Genomic DNA, 22,556 nt, shown 5'->3' with positions numbered 1-22,556 from the left:
TGTCAGCAGGATGGAGAGCCGAAACCGGGAGAAGATAGTCAAACTAGCCAAACCGAACTGGATGACAAGCAGTCCGGCGACCAGACCGGACAGGAAGAAGAGAGCCAAGAGGATCAGGAAGACCAAGCCGATGGTAACCATGCCCAGCTGGAGAAGCCGGAGGACGGCGAGGTTGTCACCGTTGAGGATCCGGAAAGCATGCTTGTGCTTGCCAACAAACAGTTCAAACTTCCTGATGGTTATGAGCCGCCCGATTTAATTGCTCCTGAGGTACCTTTTTATTTTGAAGAGGACCTGGAAAAGCGCTATATGCGAGAGGAAGCTGCCCATGCCTTAGAAGACTTGTTTGACGGGGCAGGGGAGGCTGGACTTGATTTAGTGGCCGCCTCTGGATATCGTTCTTATGAACGCCAGAAAGAAATTTACCAGCAAAACGTCGAAAGTATGGGTCAGGAGGAAGCTGATAAATTTTCCTCGAAGCCCGGTAACAGTGAACATCAGACGGGACTTGCCATGGATGTAACTTCAGCAGAAATGGCTTTTTCATTGGAGCAGGCGTTCAAACAAACCGATGAAGGCAAATGGCTGGCAGATAATGCCCCTGACTATGGTTTTATTATCCGTTATCCTGAAGGAAAAGAGGATATCACTGGATACAGTTACGAGCCTTGGCACATTCGTTATGTCGGCAAAGAGACTGCTGAGCAAATAGATAAACAAAATATAACATTGGAAGAATATTTGTATTCCAATTAAACAGAGACGCCCTGATAACATGCTTCAGGGTGTCTTTTTTATCATCCTGCGTTAGAACCGCATTTATTTCACTGAATGGATTTGGAAAAACGAGCGCGAAAAAAATAGACAGAATTTTAACATTATTTATTCCATATTCTGTTATGCTTGAATTAATAAGAAAAGGGGGGAGAAAATGGGTGTGAAAAACAAACGGGTGCGCAGCTGGCTTTTGTATGATTGGGGAAATTCTGCTTTTGCTACTACGATCATGGCAGCTATTTTGCCGGTTTTTTATTATGACGTGGCTGCAAAAGGTCTACCGGAAAGCACGGCAGCAAGCTATTGGGGATATTCCCAATCATTGGCTGTATTGCTTGTTGCGGTAATGGCTCCGATTTTGGGGGCGATCAGCGACTATTCAGCGGCTAAAAAGCAGTTCTTGCGTTTTTTTGCCTTCATGGGAATGATTGCAAGTGTGCTTCTCGCTTTTGTTGGAGAGGGGGATTACTTATTTGCTTCGATTCTTTTGATTGTCGGGACAATCGGTTTTTCCGGGGGGAACGTGTTTTACGATGCTTTTTTGCCGGAAATAGCAGAAGGGGACAATATCGACAGCATATCGACCAGGGGATTTGCTTATGGCTATATCGGCGGGGGTCTTTTGCTGGCTATTAATGTTCTTATGCTGCTGAAGCATGATTGGTTCGGAATGCCTGATCAGGCAGTCGCCAGTCGGGTTTCCTTTGCAACTGTGGGTGTTTGGTGGTTCATTTTTTCGATTCCGCTATTCCGGAATATACGGGAGGAAAAGAAGCATCCACCACAGCGAAACGATTCGTACGCGATGATTGGCTTCAAGCGGGTAGCAAGTACGTTCAAGGATATAAAGCAATATCGACAGCTTCTGATATTTTTGTTAGCTTTCTGGTTATACAATGATGGAATTTCCACCATCATTAAAATGGCAACCATATACGGGAAAGACATAGGTATTGATACCAATTCATTGATTACAGCTTTGTTGATTACACAGTTCATCGGTATTCCGTCCACCTTTTTATTTGGCTGGATTGCCGGCAAGGTAACAGCGAAGAAAGCATTGCTGATTACCCTGTATGCATACGTAGCCATTGTAATCTTGGGATTCTTTATGGTGTCTGCTATTCACTTTTATTTACTGGCAATTTGTGTAGGTTTGGTACAGGGCGGTGCACAGGCATTGAGTCGTTCGCTTTATGGACGGATGATACCGGGAGACAGGCATGCAGAGTTTTTCGGGTTTTATGGAATTTCTTCTAAGTTTGCTGCTGTTTTCGGTCCATTTCTGTTTGGGTTCGTTGGCCAGCTTACAGGTTCGAGCAGGTTCGGCATCATTTCATTACTGATTTTCTTTATTGCCGGAATTGTCTTATTGAATATGGTGAATGTGGAGAAGGGAATTCAAGAAGCTAACAGGCAGACAAATCCAGATTTAAAAGTGGAAGTACACTGAGGGACCACAACGATGTGGATCCCCCTTTACTTATCACTTTTTTCTCGTTTTGGAAAAGGATTAATAAAAACGGGACGTTTCTAAGGGGGCTTTCGCAGTCGCAGTCAAACGCCCCGTTTTTACATAGAAGAAAGCTTATGAAATTTGTCCTGCAGCCGTTTTACACGATGGGATCACTATACCGGTTGGTTACATTTAAATGTAATGGTTTTCCGGTATCGTAGGAAATATTCTCAATCAACGTTCTTAATTTTTGCTTTTTGACAACAGAAGGTTTTTTCCAGTAATCAATCACTTCGTTCATGATTTCAATTCCCTCTATCCTCGCCCTTTCGAACAACTGCCAAAAGCTTTCTCTGGAAGCCTCTTTCGTTGCCGGATGGTACCAGACAGAACCAGACTCATTTAGAAAATCTGTCTTTTCGGTCACTGGCCGGTGGGAAAAAGCAGAAACCAGGGAAGGGAATAATGCATTCTTCCAGCCATATGGGTCATACAGAAGTCGCAGTGCACGTTTCATATCCTGATAGGAGGCTTCGATATAATTCCTGGTCAGGCCATCGGGAAGATTCGGATAATGTCTGTTGATCAAATCAGTCATAAGTTCCGATATTTCACTTCCGAGCATGCGACCGGCATCCAGCTCTTTATAAACGGGAGCCTTCCAAGTTTTCAAATTACGAAGTTTTTCTGCCACCAATGTATCGATGATGATTTCCAATTGCTGATGGCTGCTGCCTCGGTAACCTGCTTTGTAGTGGATATAGGGGTGGGTATTCCGGTCGAGAATATGGTGTGTGGTAAATCCAAATACATAGGCCTTAACTGCAGTTGTTTTATCGCTTGCTTCGTCTAGGAGATCAATCAGGAAGTCACCGCATTTTTCAGTATGCAGAAGGGTACCGATTTGATTAACGGGAGAGGATTTTTTCCACGGCCAAAAATCATGGTAAAAAAACGGGTCAGGTCCTTGGGCGCCTATTTTCATGTAAGCATCCTGCTGAAAAAACGGATTTACCAAGGTCAAGGAGTCGGCTATCTCCTCACAAAATAAAATATGGGTCCAACTGTTCGGCATTTCTTTTTCCTCCAGGTAAGACGGTTTGCAAGTATTATATCGAATGAAAAGACAAAAAAGAATGTCTGTTCTGGGAAAAATTGTGTCGATTTGAGGGCGAAGACAAAAAGAGAGCCTTGTGCCATACAAGACTCTCTTTACCACTTATGTTGTGCGAGCATAAACGGAGAAACTTTATCCTGAAAAGTCTCTCCCTTCGCTTGCTTTTTGTTTAGTTTATCATGATTTTTATCTATTTTAAATAGTGGGAAGATTAAATCCTTATTTTAACAATCGCTGGACACTCCGTTTTCTACATTCTTAGAAAATTTGGTACAATGAATGGGAAGTATATTCAAAGGGAGGATGTCAGAACATGGATTATCGGATCGAAAAAGATACACTGGGAGAAATGCAAGTAGCAGCTGATAAATATTGGGGAGCACAGACGCAGCGCAGTAAGCAAAATTTTCCGATCGGCTCAGAAAAAATGCCGCAAGAAGTCATTGACGGGTTTGCGATTTTGAAAAAAAGTGCTGCTATGGTCAACCGTGATCTGGGCTTGCTAGAGGAAGATAAAGCCAAAGCAATCGCCTATGCAGCTGACAAAATTTTGGCCGGTGAGCTGAAAGAACACTTTCCATTAGTAGTCTGGCAAACTGGAAGCGGTACACAATCCAATATGAATGTCAATGAAGTCATTGCATACGTAGGCAACCAATGGCTGGAAGAAAACAATAGCGAATACCGACTTCATCCGAATGATGATGTCAACAAATCTCAAAGTTCAAATGATACATATCCTACGGCTTTGCATATCGGGGCTGTGGTAAAGTTGGAGGATACGGTTCTGCCTGCCCTTCATACATTGAAAAAAACATTAAAAGAAAAAATGGAAGCGTTTCAGGATATTGTGAAAATTGGGCGGACTCACTTGCAAGACGCAACTCCGCTTACGCTAGGCCAGGAGATCAGCGGCTGGCATCGAATGCTGGAAAAAACAGAAGCCATGCTGTCCGATAGTATCCGGTATGTAAAGGAACTGGCAATCGGTGGTACAGCAGTGGGGACGGGACTGAACGCCCATCCTGAATTTTCGGAACGGGTGTGTGGAAAAATTAATGAATATACCGGCAAAGATTTTGTGTCGGCACCTAATAAATTTCATGCGCTTACCAGTCATGATGAATTGGTTCATGCGCACGGCGCTTTAAAAGCATTGGCGGCAGACCTTATGAAGATTGCTAATGACGTTCGCTGGCTTGCTAGTGGACCACGCTGTGGGATTGGCGAAATCAATATTCCTGCCAACGAACCAGGAAGCTCGATTATGCCTGGCAAGGTGAACCCTACGCAAAGCGAAGCAGTAACAATGGTGGCGGTCCAAGTCATGGGGAATGACGCTGCGATTGGTTTTGCAGCCAGCCAGGGTAACTTTGAATTAAACGTCTTCAAACCAGTAATTGCCCATAACTTTATCCAATCAGCACAGCTTTTGGCTGACAGCATGCTTTCGTTTGATGAGCGTTGTGTAAAGGGACTGGAGCCGAATCTGGAAAATATCGAGAAAAACCTGAAGGATTCCCTTATGCTGGTAACGGCTTTGAATCCTCATATCGGTTATGAAAATGCTGCAAAAATAGCCAAAAAAGCTTTTGCGGACAATACAACGTTAAAACAGGCAGCGGTTGATTCCGGCTTGTTGACAGAAGAACAATTTGAGGAATACATCAACCCAAAAGAAATGACTTATCCAAAATAATCAAGTAAGGTCCCCGTTTCCACGAATCGCTTGTCGGTGGATGCTTGCCGCGGGCACGGCCTCAGCTTCCTCAGAAGTATGCGGGATCTTCGGACGCGTGCTGTTCCCGCTGGAGCCGCGCGGAATGCGTATGGTATTTCCGCAGAGATGAACGAATGGAAGGAATAAAGGGCACGAACCTCTTTAAATGAAACGAAAAGCGGTCTGTATGGAAATTCAATTCCACACAGACCGCTTTTTAAAAATTCCACTTCCATAAAGCTTCGTTTTTTCGGTGTCCAAACTGGATGGAAGGTGTATTTTTGCGGCCGATTATTAAGATGATTGAACAGCCCTTTTATCGGGGATATACCAAGCAAGGAAATGTTTCCGATAGGAGGTTATGGTAATGAGTAAAGTGATTTCTTATGGCAAAGAACTAGGAAAAGAATTTAAAAAAGATGATGCGACAACTTTGGCAGCAGCTCAGGCATTTTATTATTTACTCGCTATAGTTCCTTTATTGATTTTGCTGTTGTCGATCCTTCCATACTTGGCTATTGAACCACAACGAGCTGTCAGCTTTGTAGAAAATGTTGTCCCTTCAGAAATCGCAGGAACTTTTGAAGATACGATAATAAACGTTGTCAGCAATCAGCGTGGTGGTTTATTAACTATAGGTATTTTAGGGACTATTTGGTCTGCTTCCAAGGCAGTCAATGCATTTATCGATGCATCCAATCATGCCTATAATGTGGAGGAAACACGATCATTTATCAAAGTGAAGCTATTATCTCTCGGTCTGACGCTTGGAATGGTGGTGGCTTTGGCTGTAGCACTTGTTTTACCTATTTTCGGCGGGGTGTTGCTTGACTTTATCAAGTCTGTCATCACCTTACCAAGTGGAACAGAATTGTTGATCAATGTTTTACGCTGGGTAATTAGTATTGTCGTTATGATTGCAATTTTAACATTGCTTTACTGGCTTGCACCGAACATTCACTTTCCGATTCGCCAAGTAGTTCCTGGCGCCATTTGTGCCGCCATTCTATGGCAGATCATTTCTTTCGGTTTTTCCTTTTATTTAGGGAACTTCGGCAACTACTCTGCCACATATGGAAGTCTGGGCGGAGTCGTCATTCTTCTTCTATGGTTCTTCCTGACAGGCTTGACCCTTGTCATAGGAGCGGAAATTAATGCCATTTATCACCGAAAAAAACAGGGGAATCAAGAGTGAAGCCGCTTAAGTGGTTGTCCATCTATTCATCCCTTTGAAGATAAGTTTTCTTTATCGTGGATGTTGCCAATGTGTTTGTTCTTTTCTTTACTGCATTACCAATGTTTTCTCCTGATAATCAGGTGAGATTATCTCATACTAGGATTACAGGAGGTGATACACATGGCAAGCAACAATTCTAACCAATTATTAGTGCCTGGTATCGAGCAAGCATTGGATCAAATGAAAGTGGAAATCGCGCAGGAATTCGGTGTGAATCTTGGAGCTGATTCTGTTTCCCGCGCTAACGGTTCTGTAGGCGGAGAAATCACTAAACGTCTTGTAAGAACTGCTCAACAACAAATGGGCGGTAGCTCGCAGTCTTAATCTGCAACCTCTGACAATTTGATATTAATGGCTAAAGGAGGCATTGTGACAAATGCCTCCTTTTTGGTGGACCAGCATGATAAGTCTTTATCTGAGGAAGATCCGAAAAAACCAGGTACAAGCGCTTTAAAGAAAGGAAGAAAGGCTTCCTGTTCATGATATATTTACCAGATAAGTTCATAAATATTATTTGCCGCACCGTCAATAATATGGTTACAGGAGGTGATACACATGGCAAGCAAAAACAACAACCAATTGCTAGTACCAGGAGTAGAACAAGCGTTGGATCAAATGAAAGTCGAAATCGCTCAAGAATTCGGCGTTAACCTTGGCGCTGACACCACCTCTCGTGCCAACGGATCTGTTGGTGGAGAAATCACTAAACGTCTTGTAAGAACTGCTCAACAACAAATGGGTGGTACTCAACAACTATAAGTGAATCAATAATGGCTGGGAGAGACATCCTTTACGATGTCTCTCCTACTTTCTTTCTGGTATTTTCCCTCTTCCGTCTTTTTTTCAAGCAGGAGACGGATACTAATTAAAGACATTATAGGTAGAAGGGGATGATTAGATGCACGTTTGCCCGCTTTGCAATGGAATGAGAACAGTTCAAAGGACTTGTTCTGAATGTGGAGGAGAGATGACAGACCAGGGAAAAGTGGTTGACTTCATGGGAGATTACAGCCCGTATCTCGATATAGAAATTGTCAAGACAGTAGATGGGGTTAGAGATTCCACAAGCAGTAATACGTGTGTCCATTTATTCCAGTGTTTAGGGTGTGATGCACAGATGACAGAAGTGATACTGGAAATCTCTAAATAAAAAAAGAGCAACAAGCTTGGGGGGATGCTTGCTGCTCCTAAAAACTTATCTTATTCTTAGTTCAGTATCTATATCGAAAAAGTGGGCTTTGTTCATATCAAGTGCCAAGTCGATTTTTTCCCCGCCATTAATGTCGGTCCGAGAATCTACACGGGCAATGAAGTCCTGATCATTTACTTTGGAGTAAAGATATGATTCAGATCCCATCAACTCAGCGACATCAATTGTGGCAGTGATTTTTGTACCTGGAGTCGATTCGATAAATACCGGCTCATCATGCATGTCTTCCGGACGGATTCCAAGAAGCACTTCTTTTCCGACATAGTTTTGGGCGCGAAGGGTTTTCATTTTCCCTTCCGGAACCTGGATTTTAATATCCCCGATTTGGAATGCTCCATCACTCAAAGTACCGGTAAGAAAATTCATGGAAGGGGAACCGATAAATCCGCCTACGAATACGTTTTCCGGTTTATCGTAAACTTCTTTTGGTGCACCAACCTGTTGAATGATACCATCCTTCAAAACAACCAGCCGTGTGGCCATTGTCATCGCTTCTGTCTGGTCGTGGGTAACATAAATAGTAGTCGTCTGAAGACGTTTATGCAGTTTCTGGATTTCAGCACGCATTTGTACACGCAATTTTGCATCAAGGTTGGAAAGCGGCTCATCCATCAAGAATACTTTTGCATCCCGTACAATCGCGCGTCCTAGTGCCACACGCTGACGCTGACCGCCAGACAGCGCTTTTGGTTTACGATCCAGATATCCTTCCAGACCGAGGATTTTTGCAGCGTTTTTAACACGCTGATCGATTTCTTCTTTTTTGAACTTACGGAGCTTCAGACCGAATGCCATGTTGTCGTACACATTCATGTGCGGGTATAAGGCATAGTTCTGGAACACCATTGCGATGTCGCGATCCTTTGGTGCCACATCATTCATCCGGGTGTTATCAATGTAAAAGTCCCCGTCGGAAATTTCCTCCAACCCGGCAATCATCCTGAGTGTAGTGGACTTTCCACAGCCGGAAGGACCAACAAAAACGACAAATTCTTTATCAGCGATTTCCAGATTGAAATCTTCCACCGCTGTTACATTTTTATCATAGACTTTGTAAATATTTTTTAGACTAAGTTCAGCCACGATTATCTCCTCCTGTTTATGTAAGCGTTTTTACTACATGTTTTAAGTGTACTGAATAGACTGAAAACGGTAAATGGACTAGTTGCACAAAGTTCCTGCCAACGTTTTGTGCACACTTACCAGTTTAGCGATTTTTTTTAAGTATTAAAGCGAGATATACGGTTAAAGCACCTTTGAACTGTTTGACGTCGATTCCAGTTTTTTCAATGAATTTGTCTACTCGGTATTGAAGGCTGTTTCGATGCATATACAATTTTTTTGATGCCATTGTCGCATTAGAATTACATTCAAGGAATGTCTGGATGGTTGTCAGCAATTCCTTTTCTTCTATTGTATCCTGAAAAACAGCAGAAACAATTTCCTCGCTGTATTCGAGTGCCTTATCAAGGAACAAGTAGGGAACGGCATCGATAAAGGTTATTACCGGATTATTGTCGTAGCTGCGAACCGTTTTAAACCATTCCATCCCTATTTGAAACTGGTTTTGGGCCAGAGATAAGTCGGAATATGTAGGTCCGATAAATAGATGGACTTTCGTGTAAAAGTCACTCATGAGTAAATCGGTAATCTGGCCATAGCTGACTTCCTCTTCACCTGGTGACAGATAGTCCGTTTCCACGATAACTCCCTCATTTGTCGAAAGCCATATAATAGGGACGGTTTCTGGGTAAAAACCGGCAATAGCTTCGCGAAAAGATCCTGGCTCAATATTGGCTTCTGACAAGTAAAAATAAACAAAACGGTGAGTCTCTTCGGTTGTCTGGGTCAGATGATCTGGCGATGCACCATGAAGAAGAAGATCCGCCCAGGCAAGCTCCTGTTGATTGGCTGCTGCATGCCGGAAGTGATACGGCTTAAGGAAGGCTTGGAGGAGAAGCAAATCCTTTTCAGTAAGTTCTTCATTGGGTATGCCAACAATCTCCTTTTCATCGGTAGTAAACCACCGGTGAGCATCTATATTAGGGTTATCTCCCGGATGGTAGGTAATCAGTCCCGGAAAAACGGCACGTAGGTTGTCAATCATTAAAGACCCTCATTCCTCATATTTTCCTTTATTATAACAAAACCAGCCATTCGAGGGAGTCATGACTAAATAGGAATAGCAACAAAAAAATAGTTTTCATACAAAAAGAAAACCTCCCTATACGGGAGGCTGGTATTAGTCAATCGTCAACTGGAAAGGGTTGTCCTTGTCTGGGTAAATCACGGGCTTCTTCGATTTGTTTTCGATTCTTGACGGTATCGACTGTCCCGCCGGCAAGGCCTTCGTTGATCATCCGGTCGACATCCAGCTCGTAGTGTTTCTCCTCGTTTAAATGGGGAATATCTTTATTCGATTCCATTTAGCAGTACCTCCTTTTCTATAGGATTGCAAAGAAAGGAGTGGTTCATTCTTAGGTTACTCGATCCTGCAGGTTGCTTAAATAGAAGGCATACTGAAATGGATAGGAAAGCACCGTTTCGGCTTGTTCTGCAAGCTTCGGATGCTGGAAGACACTGAAGCCTGGTTTAGAATTGACTTCAAACAGCCAGATACGCCCTTCCCGATCGATACCGAAATCGATGCCGATTTCCCCAATAGTCGCCGGGTAGTTCTTCTCGATACTTTCGACAACTAACAGCGCCATGGCTTCCAGTCTCTTTTTGATTTTGTCAGCCTCTTCACCTTTAAACAATTCTTCGATAAGCAATACTTTTCCACCCCGCTTGACATGGGTGGTCAAGCTCCCTTTTCCTGCGAATTTAGCACACATCAGGGGAACTTCCCAGCTGTTGCGGTGATTTTTGTTGACATGGACTCGAAAATCAAGCGGACTGTTCCTTTTTTGAATCAATTTGACTTCCTGCTGGGCAATGTAACCTTTCATCCCATTTGGGAAATGCTGTTGAAAAAAAGCCTGTGGATTTTCATAACGGTTGACCTGCGGTTTATTATCCAAGTAGTAATGGCATTCCAGGACACCATCTGAAAGCAACAGGCACTTGACAATCCCGTTCCCTCTGCTGCCATGTATCGGTTTAATATACACATTATATTTTTTGAGCATTGTTTCGATTTTTTGCTCGGAAGGGTGTAAAATAGTTTCCGGTACAAGAAAAGAACATGTCGGGTCCTTCATCAAGCACTGATAAATTTCCCATTTATTAAAGAAGTCATTATTAAACAGAATGGCCCGTTCTTCGATGGAGGACTTGGCCTTCATCACATCTGGATGGTGCTCTGTTTTTCGGTTGGGAATTCGATTGTAAACTACTTTTGGCAGGGGAAACAGTCCCTTCTGCCAGCTTCCGTTTTCATAATAAAAGGCTTGAAGCTGTTTGTTTTCATAATCGATGTGCTGGTGGCCGAAAAATAACGCCTGCATGCCCATCCTTTTTCCTGCCATACTCATCCGGGAAAAAATTGGTGCGCGCTCATCTGTCAAAAAATGATTTCCGGAGAAACCGGCAGTTAAAATTCCGATGGTTAACAGGATTGTGCACCGTTCATTCTGTATGTTGATCGATAAAGATGAGCTTTTGTGCAGGTTAAGCAAATTTTTCAAATGGGAAGAAATATACAATGTCATCGGATCTTTGTCATGGAAAAGTGTTTCAACAGGGGAGTGGATAGGTCCGTATTGAATCTCCGTTACAGGTTCAAATATTTCTAAATGGCGGTAAGGAATGATCATTCTATTTTGGCTGCCCTGATAAAATTTTATCTTGAACGTTTCCATCGAAAAGCCCCCCTTCCCTTGAAAGCATGTTCTTCTAACCAATTATATGTGGAAGTTACCGTCTCATGCGTTTGACATGGGCAAGCAATCAATAAAGATAAAGAAAGGTAGATGAATGTGTCAGCAATCGTATTGATTATCATGATGATTCTAATAGGTGCCATCATTGGTGGATTAACTAACTCATTGGCGATTAAAATGCTTTTTCGCCCATATGAAGCTAAATATATCGGATCGTGGAAGCTTCCATTTACTCCAGGGTTGATTCCAAAGCGCAGGGAAGAATTGGCCAGGCAGTTGGGACGTATGGTAGTAGAACACCTGTTGACTCCAGCGGGTATCCGGAAAAAATTACAGCAGCCGTTATTTCAAAAACAGCTGTCCAGCTGGGCACAAAAAGAAATGGCCAACTTGCTTGAACGTGATGTCAGTGTGAAAGATGCATTGGCAGCTGCAGGATTTAACGTGAATGAAAAGGAAATCCGCAAGAAAATTGCCGAGTTATCAGCAAATCAATATCGGGAATTTATGATGAACAACCAAGACAAGCCCTTAACGGACTTTTTATCCACAGAATGGAGACAAAAGATGGACGCGGGTGTTAATCGGGCCGGCAAATTTGCGCAGCATAAATTGATGGAGTACTTGTCCGGGGCAGAAGCTAAAACCAAGATCGGTGTGATAGTGGAGAATTACCTGGATGGAAAAGGCTTTTTCGGAAACATGATTTCCTCTTTTCTCGGAAACGAGGGACTTGCAGATAAAATCCAGCCGGTACTGATTGAGTATGTCCAGTCGGAGGAAGCCGGGGCTATTATCGGAAAAATGCTCACTCAAGAAGCAGAACGGCTCTATCAAACACCGGTTGGCCGGTTAGAAGCAAAAATCGGAACAGATGCGATTGCTGGTTTGATTGGCAGTGCGGTTTCCAGTTCTGTACCGGTGGACCGCTGGTTGAATAAAACGATTCAGGAGTGGGCGGAACCAGTTAAACAGCCAATCCTGAATAATATGGTTCCGATTATGGTCGGCAAAGTTTCCCATGCACTTGCCGACCGGATGGAAGTATTGATGGACAGCCTCCATCTTGCTGAAATTGTTGAAAAAGAGGTAGAGGATTTTCCAATTGAAAGGATTGAGCAGCTTGTCCTTGATATATCCCGCCGGGAATTTAAGATGATTACCTATCTGGGAGCTCTTCTAGGAGGGGCAATCGGTTTGGTGCAGGGGATAATCGTCACGTTGTTTAGTTGATGGTTTCCTATTTCGTTTTTCCTCTGACTATACATTGTTTTTTAGGTTTGTTATAGTGGGGAAAGTAGCGTGAAAACGCAAAAATAGGAGGATTTTACAAATGGCGAATATTTACGATAGTGCCTATGGACTAGAAAAGGCAATCCGAGAAAGCGAAGAATTTAAAGGGCTTAAGGAAGCTTATGATAAGGTAATGGCTGATGAGTCAGCCAAAAAAATGTTTGATGATTTCCGCACTACCCAAATGCAACTTCAGGAAAAGCAAATGCAAGGACAGGAAATCACCGAAGAAGAAGTAGAAAAAGCGAAAGGTGTCGTGGAATTGGTCCAGCAACACCCGGAAATTTCTAAACTGATGGAAGAAGAACAACGCTTGAACGTCGTCATCAATGACGTCAGCCGAATCATTACAAAACCACTGGAAGAACTGTACGGTAACCCGGAGCAGCAACAGTAATAAAAAGCAGCCTCATCCTGTATGGATGGAGGCTGCTTTTTTCTATTTCAGGAACCCGCGTGACCTATAGCGCGGTTATCGTCTTTAGCGATGGAACAAAATTAGTTTTCCGTCAGGTGAAACACAGCGGTGTGTATAGTTGCTGTATTCCAAATCGTCGAGCCGGTTGGTACCGATTTGTTCAGCATCTTTGTCACTTGCTGCTTCGAATGTTTCTTCCAGAAGTTTTTTTCCTTCATGATTAAATACAGTCAATACATATGTCCTCATTGGTGCCCCTCCTACATTAATTATTGTACAATACATTTATTATTCTTTATTCGGATACTAAACTCCTTTCTAAATGGCGTCGGAAAATTTCACAGGTCCTATCCCTCTCCCGTGAAAAAATATATAATAAAATGGAACTTTTTGATTAAATGGTTCGTAAGTCCAAGGGGAGAGATGAGAGGAGATGTTATATGACACTGAAAATAAGTAATGTTACCAAGCGTTTTGGTGATTTCACGGCAGTAAATGATCTGTCGCTTGAAATTCCGGAAGGCCAAATTTTCGGGTTTTTGGGCGCCAATGGTGCCGGGAAAACGACAACTTTCCGAATGATACTTGGTTTGCTGGATGTGACCGAAGGGAGTATCGATTGGAACGGGGAAACAATCAATTACAGCAACAGTGATGCTATCGGGTATTTGCCGGAAGAACGAGGATTGTATCCGAAATTGACTGTAAAGGATCAAATTATCTATCTTGGCAGGCTGCGCGGTATGCAAAAAAACGAAATTATGGATGAGCTGAAAAAATGGCTGGAAAAATTCCGAGTCCCTGACTATCTAGATAAAAAAATAGAGGAGCTTTCGAAAGGGAACCAACAAAAAATCCAATTTATTTCCGCTGTTATCCACCGCCCTAAGTTGCTCATATTGGATGAGCCGTTCTCCGGCCTGGACCCTGTCAATGTGGAAATGTTAAAACAAGCCGTAATCGATTTGAAAAAACAAGGCACTTCGATTGTGTTTTCTTCCCATCGAATGGAACACGTTGAAGAGCTTTGTGAGCATTTGTGCATTATGCAGCATGGCAGTCCAGTCGTTCATGGTTCGTTGAGGGAAATTAAGCGGTCCTTCGGAAAGAAAAACGTATTTATTCACGCTGATTTTGACCTTGGATTTTTAGAGAGAATTACAGGCGTGGTCAACTACAAAGCTACGACCGAAGGCTGCGAATTGCAAATCAATGATGAAGCAGTGTCACAGGAAGTATTGACTGCCATACACGGCCGGGGATTTGTGAGAAGATTCGCCATAGAAGAGCCTTCCCTGAATGATATATTTATAGAGAAAGCAGGTGCATCCTATGAATAAATTTTGGATCGTCCTGTCCCATACATATATGACCCGTTTCAAAACAAAATCATTCCTGATTACCAACATCATAGCTTTAATATTTATCGTGGGATTGGCCAACATCGGTTCGATTATTGATTTGTTTGATAATGAAGAGGACAGACAAGTAGCGGTATTGGACGAAACCGGCGATGTTTTCGGCCCTCTGCAGGAAAGTGTGGAGAACACCGCATCGGATGTTGTACTTGAGGAGTATGAAGGAACGCCGGATGAAGCGAAGGAAGCGGTTGCCGACGAAGACTTTGAAGCCTTGTTAACTATTAGCTATGATGACCAGCAGTTACCGCAGGCATCCTACTATGCGAATCAAATCGCTTCGTCTGAACTGAGTGAAACATTGCAACAGCAGTTGCAGCAAATTAAAGTAGCCATGGCGACCAATGCTGCTGGTATCGATCAAGCCCAGCTGGAGCAAATCTATCAGCCGATCGTTTTTGAAACAGTCGCTTTGCAGAAAAGCGCCAAAACAGAGGAAGAATTGAGTGAAGCACGCGGACTGGTATATATAATCTTGTTCCTGCTCTATATCTCAGTGATTACGTATGGAAATATGATTGCCATGGATATTGCCAATGAAAAGACTTCACGAGTGATGGAGATTTTGATATCCAGCGCTTCGCCTGTCAGCCAGATGTTCGCCAAGATATTGGGAATAGCATTACTCGGTTTGACGCAGGTTGGTTTGTTTATCGTGGTTGGTTATATCGTCCTGCAGCAAAAACAAGGAGAAATGACAGGCGGTGTATTCGAATACTTTGGACTTTCGGGCGTGACGATGTCTACATTTATTTATGCGATCGTATTCTTTGTGCTCGGTTATTTATTGTACGCAACGCTTGCAGCGATGCTTGGTTCGCTTGTCAGCCGGATCGAAGATGTACAGCAATTGATGCTGCCAATGATTTTTCTGGTGATGATTGCTTTTTTCATTGCCATGTTCGGTTTGAATATGCCTGAATCGAATTTGGTAACAATCACCTCTTATATACCGTTTTTCACTCCGATGCTGATGTTCCTGCGGGTAGGGATGCTGGATGTGCCGGCTTGGGAGGTTGCCTTATCCATTGTCATCATGCTTGTTTCGATAGGATTGCTTGCTGCACTGGGGGCACGGGTTTATCGTGGAGGCGTGTTGATGTACGGAAAGGCATCTTCACTGAAGGATTTCAAAAAAGCATTACAGCTTTCGAAAAAATCATAACTTTTGGCTGACTTCCTTCCATCCTTTGCTTTGAAATACTGTGCGCTTTCCGCGGGCCTCTGGTGAGCTTCCTCGAGCTAACACTCTGCGGAATCAACCGAGGCCATTCTTCCTACTTGAAAAAGGAAGGCTGCGGCAGCGATACATCGCACGAAGGAAATCGGACTGTATTTTCGAGGAGTCTATGTGTTCTACGCTCGCTGATAAGAGCTTTCGATTAGTAATGTTCTCAAATAAAAAGTTGGAATTCCTATCCTTCTATCCGGAAATCGATACATAGCTGCGGAAAATGCGAGACTCCAGTGGGAAAGGAACAGTCTGAAGACCCCGCAACTGGCGCTTTTTGCCAGAGAGGAAGCTGAGGTGTTCCCCACGGAAAGCGAGTGTTTTTCCGCAGCGACGGACTATCTCGCATCTTGATAGAGCAGAGGGGTATCCAAATATAGTTAATTCTTACTTTATCACAGAATTATCTTTCACAATAAGTTACAATCTTTAAGAAACCTGCCTTTTGAAATCATCAGCATAGCAGTCATATGCTGATGATTTTTTATTTTTGGCAAGCTCGCATTCATTGATGGAGAGGCAACTGGGGATCCATAAAAGCGAGTATGGCGCTGTCATAACGAACGTGCATTCGGCTTTTTGATTTGCTAAAATGGAAATATAACCGATTGGGAAAGGAAAATAAGCATGAAAAAGGAAAAGATATCATTTATACATAGCGCCGATTTGCATTTGGACAGCCCTTTCAAAGGACTGGGAAGTGTCCCTGGAGCTATATTTGAACAAATCAGGGAAAGTACCTTCGATGCCTTGCAAGCACTTGTCCTTCTGGCAATTGAGAAAAAGGTGGATTTTGTATTGATCGCCGGGGATGTTTTTGACGAAAACCAGCACAGTCTGAAGGCGAGAATGAAACTGAAGGGAGCCTTCGAACAATTGGATGCACATGATATAGAGGTGTACTTATCGTATGGTAATCATGATTTTACAGCGGGGAGCCAGTTCATCGATCAATTCCCGGAAAATGTCCATGTCTTTTCTGATCAGCAGGTCCGTTCGCTTCCTTTCCGAAAAAACGGTGTGACTGCCGCCAACATATACGGTTTCAGTTACCGGGAAAGAGCAATCACCGAAAATAAAACACCGGAATATATCCTGGAAGGGCAGGCACTGTATCATATCGCGATGCTGCACGGCAGTCTTCACAGCAACACTGAACATGACGTTTATGCACCGTTCCATGTACAGGATATGATGGAAAAGGATTTTGACTATTGGGCTTTGGGTCACATTCATACTCGTGATGTGTTAAATCAGCAGCCCCCTATCGTTTATCCGGGAAATATCCAAGGGAGGTCCAAAAAAGAATCTGGGGAAAAAGGCTGTTATCATGTAGAGTTACAAAATGGAGAGGCAAAGCTGACTTTCCATCCACTACAGCAAATCCGCTTTGAAAACATGAAAGTGGACGTTTCCATGTGTTCGGATCCTCAAGACATCATCGCCGTTTTGGAAAAGCAGCTGGCAAAGTGCAAAAATTATTATGGGAAAGTCATTCTTCATGTCACTTTTTTCAGCAACCAGCCAACTCTTCAGGAATGGCAGCAAACGGGGTATCTCGAGGATGCGGTCGAGTTTATAAACGATATTGATGGGTTGGACAGCACGTGGGCTTATATACAAGGGTATTCCATTCAGATAGCGCATAACTGGAATCGGGAGGAGTTAGCAAAGGGGCATCATTTCGCCGGCGAGCTGTCAAAAAGGTTTCAAGAAACGGACAAAATCGGCCGTTATTTGCAGCCGATTTTGCAGCACCGAAAGGCAAGGAAGTATCTTTCCGGATTTACGGAAGAAGAACAGGCGGAAATCAAACAACAGGCTGAGGATCTGTTGATGAATGAGCTATTAAAGAAATGAGGGAGACGCAATGAAGCTGCTAGCAGCCCACATTTATGGATTTGGTAAATGGAAGGATTTTCGGGTTGAGTTTCCAGAGGAAAATCTATTTCTTATTAGTGGTGCCAATGAGTCAGGGAAGTCGACAATCCGGCAGTTCATGTTGTTTGTTTTATTCGGCCTTCCGCCAAAACAACGAGAATTTTACAGGCCGAAAACCGGAGGGGAAATTGGTGGTCGACTAAAAATTCGCACCGACGAAATGGGTCCCTTTTATATAGAAAGGACACATGAAAAACAAAACGGAGAAGCGGTTTGTTATTTCCCTGATGGAAGCGTCAAAGGGAATGACTGGTGGAACGAACAATTGAGAGGGATGAACCGAAGCAGCTTCCAGTCTGTATTTTCATTTGATGCAGAAGATTTGATCCAACTGCATGCAATCAAATCGGATGAGCTTGGGGAACTGCTTCTTGGCACGGGTATGACCGGAACGGATAAAATATACAGCATGGAAAAAATGCTGGATAGTGAGCTGGATAAACGTTTTAAACCCCAGGGTAAAAATCCGGAAATTAATGGTCAGTTGAATAAACTGACCAACTTACAGCAGCAATGGAATCAACTGCAAGAGCAGGAAGAAACCTATCAGCAGCAAAAAAAGGCGGAAGCTGAGCTGGGGAACAAGATAGAAGCTATCCAGGAGGACCTGGAGAATGTGAAAACAGCTAAAGCGAAACAGGGGAAATTGGTGCAGGCTTTACCGATACTCTACATGCTTGCTGGAGAAAAGGGGAAGTGGAGGCAGTTGCCTCCAACCAGCCATTTTCCGGAAAATGGTCTGGAACGTTATGCATCCCTGAATGAGAAGTTGTTGCCCTTGCGCAGCAGGTTAGGGTTGTTAGAAAGCGATGAAAAAGATTATCGCCAAGAGATATCAGCACGAGAGCGGCAATTATGGCCGGAAGAGAAATGGCGAAAGGCTGAGTCATTAGCTGTCGCTTCCGAAGCATACCAACAAAAGTCCAATCAGATTGATTATCTGGATAAGAGGCGGAAGGAAGCTGCGGCAGAGCTGGATCAGCAGGTAAAGGATCTTCATCTTCCTTTCAACTGGGAACAGCTGGGTTCTTTGTCCTTGCCATTTCATCTGGAAGACAGCTGGCATCAAATAAAAGAAGCGGAGCAACAAGTGAAAGCGGAATGGGATGGAGTTGAACGTGAAGAACGAAGTACGCAGGAGCAGCTGCGTGCTTTACAGGAAGAACAAGCTCGTGCAGCAGCCGGGATACTTGAGGAATCAAAAGCAGCTGAACTACAGAAAATCGTCGACGAAAAGCGAACGCAGAACCATGCAAAAACAGAAAAAAGCGCCCAGGAGTTAAAAACACAGTCAGTAAAATGGCGGAAACGGCAAAAATGGACGCTTTTTGGGGGATTAGCGGCTGTTGCTGCTATGTTTGGAATAGTTGCATTCCTATCCGATATAAAAAGTTTTTACTCGGTTGGCATTCTTTTGTTGATAACTGGGTTGATGCAAATTTTGCGGACGAACAAATCGTCTGAACAGTTGGTCAGTCCTGATCAGGAACAGGAAACACTGGCTGCACATTGGACGGTGGCCGATTTTCAGGAGGCAGAACAGCAGCTTCGCCGGCACTATCAATTATTGGACGAACAGCAATCCATCACTAGACAAATGAAGCAATGTTCGTTAGAGTTGTTAAAGCTTTCCGAACGAAAAAGGTTTATCGAGGAGAAACAACAGCAAACGGAACGGCAAATCAAGGAACAAGAAAGCGAATATCCTTTTCTTGCTGATGTTGATATCGCTTATTGGCCAAAACTATACCACAAACTACTCGCTTGCATGGAAAAGTATCATTCTCTTATGCGATTACACGAGGAGAAGGAAGAACTTGCTCAAGAGTTGAATGGTTATAAAAGCGCGATAACAGCATTTTTAAAGGAAAATGAACTGCTTGCGCCAAATAAAACAAAAGATTATATGCAGCAATTGAATGAAATTATGGAAGAACAAAAACAAATCAGGCAATCACTTTTACAGTACCAGGAATGGCTGGAAAAAACCATCGGGGAAAAACAACGTTTGTTAGAGGAAATGCAGCCTTATGAACAGGATATAGAAACACTGTTCCAGACAGCGGATGTGAAAAATGAAGAGGAATTCCTGCGTCTTGGAAGACAGCAGCAAGAGGCACGTTCCATTCAGAGCAAAATAGACAGCTATCGTAGCCAGCTTGCTCCGCTGTTGACAGAAGAAGAAACCAGCCATTACCTTGCAGACCTGCCTGACCAGGCAGAAGCAGAACAAATTTTAGCCCAGTTCGACACCAAACTAGAGGATTTGGAATCGCGGTTGGAAGCAGCACGACAGGAGCTGGCGGACATCCGTTCTATGATTAACAGCATGGAAAAGTCAGAACAGTATTCCCAAGTCAAGCATGAATATTACGGGGAGATCGAACAGCTGAAAAAGCAAGTGAAGCAATGGGCCGTTTATCAAACAGCTAAAGAAATGCTGGCAGAAACGAAACAAAGCTATCAACAAAACTATTTACCTCAGACACTCAAGGCTGCATCGGAGTATTTCCGAGAACTGACAGATGGAAGGTATGTAGACATTTTCCCGCCGGAAGGGACTCGTCCATTCTCTGTGGCTGATCGGGAAGGGTTTCGTTATGCTGCTGGAGAACTGTCCAAAGGTACAGCAGATCAGCTTTACATTTCCATCAGGCTGGCTCTGAGCAGCATGTATCAAGCAGAAAAGATGCCGTTGTTTATTGATGATGCCTTTGTTCATTTTGATCCGAAGCGGAAAGGGAAATTCGGCAGCATTCTCCTTGACCTCGCCGATCGACAGCAGGTAATGTTATTTTCCAGCAGCCAATCCATTTCAAAAAGCCTGGATGAAATTCCGGTTATCGATTTAGAAAATAGGGAAGTAATTGAATTAGCATAATCGGTAAAGGAATGATAAAATAACTGAAGATAAAATGGTTGGAGGGTATTCCATTGCCAAATAGTGATAACTCAAGCGAATGGTCTGAGTATGAAGAAACCATTGAAAAGTTTATCCAAGTGATCGCAAAAAATATGAATCTTTATGGGATTACTTCATCTGTAGGACGTCTATATGGTGCATTGTATTTTGCGGAAGAGCCGATGACACTTGATGATATGCGTGACGCGCTGGAAATGAGTAAGACAAGCATGTCGACAGGAGTCCGAGCTTTAGCTGAGATGAAAATGGTAGAACCTGCTTATAAAAAAGGGGTAAGGAAGGATTTGTATAAATCAGAGGAGGATTGGTATAAATCCTTCACTTCCTTGTTCGGTAACAGATGGCGTCATCATACAGAAACAAACATAGAGGAAGCAGAAGAAGCAATCCATGAGTTGATGCAGCTTCATGACCAGACAGAAGACGTTCAGCTTAAAGAGAAAATTGCTGGCGATATAGACAGGTTGAAATATGCCCAAAACTATTATCGCTGGCTGATGAAATTTATCCAGGTTGTCGAGTCGGGAGAGATATTTAAATATGTCCCGAAGCATCTGGAACCGTGATGTTTACAAAAAGTCCTTGCCGGTTATCCGGCAAGGACTTTTTGATTGGGACGATGTTGGTTTTACGTAAAGTTACTATTTTACGGTTTCACTATTTTCGTAACGGCTGTCCAGATAATCGACAAAATGGATGATATACCCCTCTATTGTTTGTGGTTTTTGAATACAAGCCCCCCACTCTGGAAGACCGTGATGGCACAAGATACAGTGGGCCATTTGATGGACGGCTTCCATGGATAAGGAAATATTTTCGGTTTCCATGATTTTGTTTAATAACAGGACCCCATACGGAATATGTCCGACCATTACTCCTAAAGGATCCATGGTAATTCCGGCTTGTTTCCGCTCGGTCTGATCCGGCCGTTCCGCTGAAGGGAAAAGAAATTGAAAGGTATCGAATGTTTTGCCGGCATGATCGTATTCAAGCAGTTTGCCGATATCATGAAACAGAATACTAGTCATGATGATATCATAATCCGGTTGTTTTTCTTTATGTTCCATCATTCCTTGAAGCTGGCGGTACAAATGGTCGATTGTATCCTTCCAAACGAGCTGCGCCTGACTATTGTCCGATTTGAATTGCGACCATAGCTCATTTTTGTACGCCTTTTCCACTACATTAATCAGCTTCATTGCTGCCTGGTAGTGATTCTCTTCTTTTTTTAGCAGAAATCGGGCGAACCGCATCAATCCGACCGTATGTTTCAGTAATCCACCCAAATAGTTATGATGGTATCCTTTAGCTGCAGGCCGGATCCGGAACTGATCCCAAAAACGGGTCATGACGGAACGGGCGATCTTACGATAGGGTTCTTCCAATTCATCCATGTAACAAAACAACTCAACCGAAAGTTCCTCGATGTTTTGTTGGGTAAATGGAAGGAGCGAAAACGGGTTAATCTCTGCTTCGCATGGAGTAAGCCGCTGGATAGTTAGCGATTTAAAGCCCCGGAATTCATCTACCATCGCTTCCACATCGAATACAGCAAATTTCTCCAAGAGCGGCAGGTTTAGTTCGACTGAGCCTTGATTGTCCCACATTTTGGCATTGATAGCCCCTGCATTATTACTGAAACGGATTTTTAAAAACTGTTTATTCGTTTTGGTCAGCTGAATCTGGTAGTCGTTCAGCAGAAGCCGGGTTTTGACGATGCTTCCTGGTGCTTGGTCGTCCAGTACAAAGTATTCACTACTGTCCGGAAGAGCAGGTGGAGGGAATTCAGCAAGGATTTGCTCCCGCTTTGATTGGTCCACTGCATATTCAATGGGAATAAAATCATAAAAGTAGCTGGCTTGCTCGGACATATCTATCACTCCATTTATCTATAAACTTTCGTATCTACTAATTAAGGAAATCACTCTATTCCATTGTAACGCAATGTATCATAGCTGGATAATAATTTTTGATATCACCCCATTAATTGG

The 22,556-nt window shown here is 43.2% G+C and carries 21 protein-coding genes; 14 read left to right on the top strand and 7 right to left on the bottom strand.

Going from position 1 to position 22,556, the window contains the following annotated elements; translation table 11 throughout:
- Window positions 1-756, top strand: a 756-nt coding sequence (locus BN1067_RS19495; RefSeq protein ID WP_053220469.1) for a M15 family metallopeptidase, incomplete at its 5' end; no start/stop codon positions are given.
- 175 nt (window positions 757-931) lie between these two features.
- Window positions 932-2,230, top strand: a complete 1,299-nt coding sequence (locus tag BN1067_RS19490; protein WP_053220468.1) for an MFS transporter — start codon at window positions 932-934, stop codon at window positions 2,228-2,230.
- 160 nt (window positions 2,231-2,390) lie between these two features.
- On the opposite strand, the gene BN1067_RS19485 is transcribed toward BN1067_RS19490, so the two are convergent.
- Window positions 2,391-3,308: a zinc dependent phospholipase C family protein gene (locus BN1067_RS19485; RefSeq protein ID WP_053220467.1), complete on the bottom strand. Its 918-nt coding sequence runs from the start codon at window positions 3,306-3,308 to the stop codon at window positions 2,391-2,393.
- Between the two features lie 355 nt (window positions 3,309-3,663).
- Here BN1067_RS19485 and fumC point away from each other — a divergent pair, with 355 nt between their 5' ends.
- The 5 genes from fumC (at window position 3,664) to BN1067_RS19455 (ending at window position 7,457) form a co-directional block, all read left to right on the top strand.
- Entirely contained in the window at window positions 3,664-5,049 is a 1,386-nt protein-coding gene (fumC, locus tag BN1067_RS19480; protein ID WP_053220466.1) for a class II fumarate hydratase, read from the top strand.
- 388 nt (window positions 5,050-5,437) lie between these two features.
- Window positions 5,438-6,265, top strand: coding sequence for a YihY/virulence factor BrkB family protein (locus tag BN1067_RS19470; RefSeq protein WP_053220464.1), 828 nt, complete (start codon window positions 5,438-5,440; stop codon window positions 6,263-6,265).
- A 162-nt stretch (window positions 6,266-6,427) separates the two neighbouring features.
- On the top strand, window positions 6,428-6,631 hold the full coding sequence (locus tag BN1067_RS19465) for an alpha/beta-type small acid-soluble spore protein (protein WP_053220463.1): 204 nt from the start codon (window positions 6,428-6,430) through the stop codon (window positions 6,629-6,631).
- Between the two features lie 231 nt (window positions 6,632-6,862).
- The gene (locus BN1067_RS19460) at window positions 6,863-7,066 is read left to right on the top strand and encodes an alpha/beta-type small acid-soluble spore protein (RefSeq protein ID WP_053220462.1); all 204 of its coding nucleotides are present in this window, start codon (window positions 6,863-6,865) and stop codon (window positions 7,064-7,066) included.
- Window positions 7,067-7,274: 208 nt separating this feature from the next.
- Window positions 7,275-7,457, top strand: a complete 183-nt coding sequence (locus BN1067_RS19455) for a hypothetical protein (RefSeq protein ID WP_234400736.1) — start codon at window positions 7,275-7,277, stop codon at window positions 7,455-7,457.
- Between the two features lie 45 nt (window positions 7,458-7,502).
- Here BN1067_RS19455 and BN1067_RS19450 read toward each other — a convergent pair whose 3' ends face one another.
- From BN1067_RS19450 to BN1067_RS19435, 4 genes are all read right to left on the bottom strand, one after another.
- On the bottom strand, window positions 7,503-8,600 hold the full coding sequence (locus BN1067_RS19450) for an ABC transporter ATP-binding protein (RefSeq protein ID WP_053220460.1): 1,098 nt from the start codon (window positions 8,598-8,600) through the stop codon (window positions 7,503-7,505).
- Between the two features lie 124 nt (window positions 8,601-8,724).
- On the bottom strand, window positions 8,725-9,624 hold the full coding sequence (locus tag BN1067_RS19445; protein WP_053220459.1) for a PucR family transcriptional regulator: 900 nt from the start codon (window positions 9,622-9,624) through the stop codon (window positions 8,725-8,727).
- A 139-nt stretch (window positions 9,625-9,763) separates the two neighbouring features.
- On the bottom strand, window positions 9,764-9,943 hold the full coding sequence (locus tag BN1067_RS19440) for a hypothetical protein (RefSeq protein WP_053220458.1): 180 nt from the start codon (window positions 9,941-9,943) through the stop codon (window positions 9,764-9,766).
- A 51-nt stretch (window positions 9,944-9,994) separates the two neighbouring features.
- Window positions 9,995-11,320, bottom strand: a complete 1,326-nt coding sequence (locus BN1067_RS19435) for a YheC/YheD family endospore coat-associated protein (RefSeq protein ID WP_053220457.1) — start codon at window positions 11,318-11,320, stop codon at window positions 9,995-9,997.
- A 117-nt stretch (window positions 11,321-11,437) separates the two neighbouring features.
- Between BN1067_RS19435 and BN1067_RS19430 the strand changes: the two genes are divergently transcribed.
- Window positions 11,438-12,574: a DUF445 domain-containing protein gene (locus tag BN1067_RS19430; RefSeq protein ID WP_053220456.1), complete on the top strand. Its 1,137-nt coding sequence runs from the start codon at window positions 11,438-11,440 to the stop codon at window positions 12,572-12,574.
- 100 nt (window positions 12,575-12,674) lie between these two features.
- Entirely contained in the window at window positions 12,675-13,031 is a 357-nt protein-coding gene (locus BN1067_RS19425) for a YlbF family regulator (RefSeq protein WP_053220455.1), read from the top strand.
- A gap of 84 nt (window positions 13,032-13,115) precedes the next feature.
- Here the strand turns inward: BN1067_RS19425 and BN1067_RS19420 are convergent, their stop codons facing one another.
- On the bottom strand, window positions 13,116-13,301 hold the full coding sequence (locus BN1067_RS19420) for a YhzD family protein (RefSeq protein ID WP_053220454.1): 186 nt from the start codon (window positions 13,299-13,301) through the stop codon (window positions 13,116-13,118).
- Window positions 13,302-13,492: 191 nt separating this feature from the next.
- On the opposite strand from BN1067_RS19420, the gene BN1067_RS19415 reads away from it, so the two are divergent.
- From BN1067_RS19415 to BN1067_RS19395, 5 genes are all read left to right on the top strand, one after another.
- Window positions 13,493-14,392, top strand: coding sequence for an ABC transporter ATP-binding protein (locus tag BN1067_RS19415; RefSeq protein ID WP_053220453.1), 900 nt, complete (start codon window positions 13,493-13,495; stop codon window positions 14,390-14,392).
- Window positions 14,385-15,635: an ABC transporter permease gene (locus tag BN1067_RS19410; RefSeq protein WP_053220452.1), complete on the top strand. Its 1,251-nt coding sequence runs from the start codon at window positions 14,385-14,387 to the stop codon at window positions 15,633-15,635. The genes BN1067_RS19415 and BN1067_RS19410 overlap by 8 nt, the downstream gene beginning before the upstream one ends.
- 693 nt (window positions 15,636-16,328) lie before the next feature.
- Window positions 16,329-17,561, top strand: a complete 1,233-nt coding sequence (locus BN1067_RS19405; protein WP_053220451.1) for a metallophosphoesterase family protein — start codon at window positions 16,329-16,331, stop codon at window positions 17,559-17,561.
- A 10-nt stretch (window positions 17,562-17,571) separates the two neighbouring features.
- Window positions 17,572-20,523 (top strand): AAA family ATPase, encoded by a 2,952-nt coding sequence (locus tag BN1067_RS19400; protein ID WP_053220450.1) that lies wholly within the window; start codon window positions 17,572-17,574, stop codon window positions 20,521-20,523.
- 53 nt (window positions 20,524-20,576) lie between these two features.
- Window positions 20,577-21,131 (top strand): GbsR/MarR family transcriptional regulator, encoded by a 555-nt coding sequence (locus BN1067_RS19395; RefSeq protein WP_053220449.1) that lies wholly within the window; start codon window positions 20,577-20,579, stop codon window positions 21,129-21,131.
- A 75-nt stretch (window positions 21,132-21,206) separates the two neighbouring features.
- Here the strand turns inward: BN1067_RS19395 and BN1067_RS19390 are convergent, their stop codons facing one another.
- The gene (locus BN1067_RS19390) at window positions 21,207-22,436 is read right to left on the bottom strand and encodes an HD domain-containing protein (protein ID WP_053220448.1); all 1,230 of its coding nucleotides are present in this window, start codon (window positions 22,434-22,436) and stop codon (window positions 21,207-21,209) included.
- Between the last annotated feature and the right edge of the window lie 120 nt (window positions 22,437-22,556).

Origin of the sequence: Virgibacillus senegalensis, assembly GCF_000821245.2 — a bacterium.
Classification (GTDB): domain Bacteria; phylum Bacillota; class Bacilli; order Bacillales; family Amphibacillaceae; genus Sediminibacillus; species Sediminibacillus senegalensis.
This window is presented reverse-complemented; position numbering and strand designations above follow the sequence as displayed.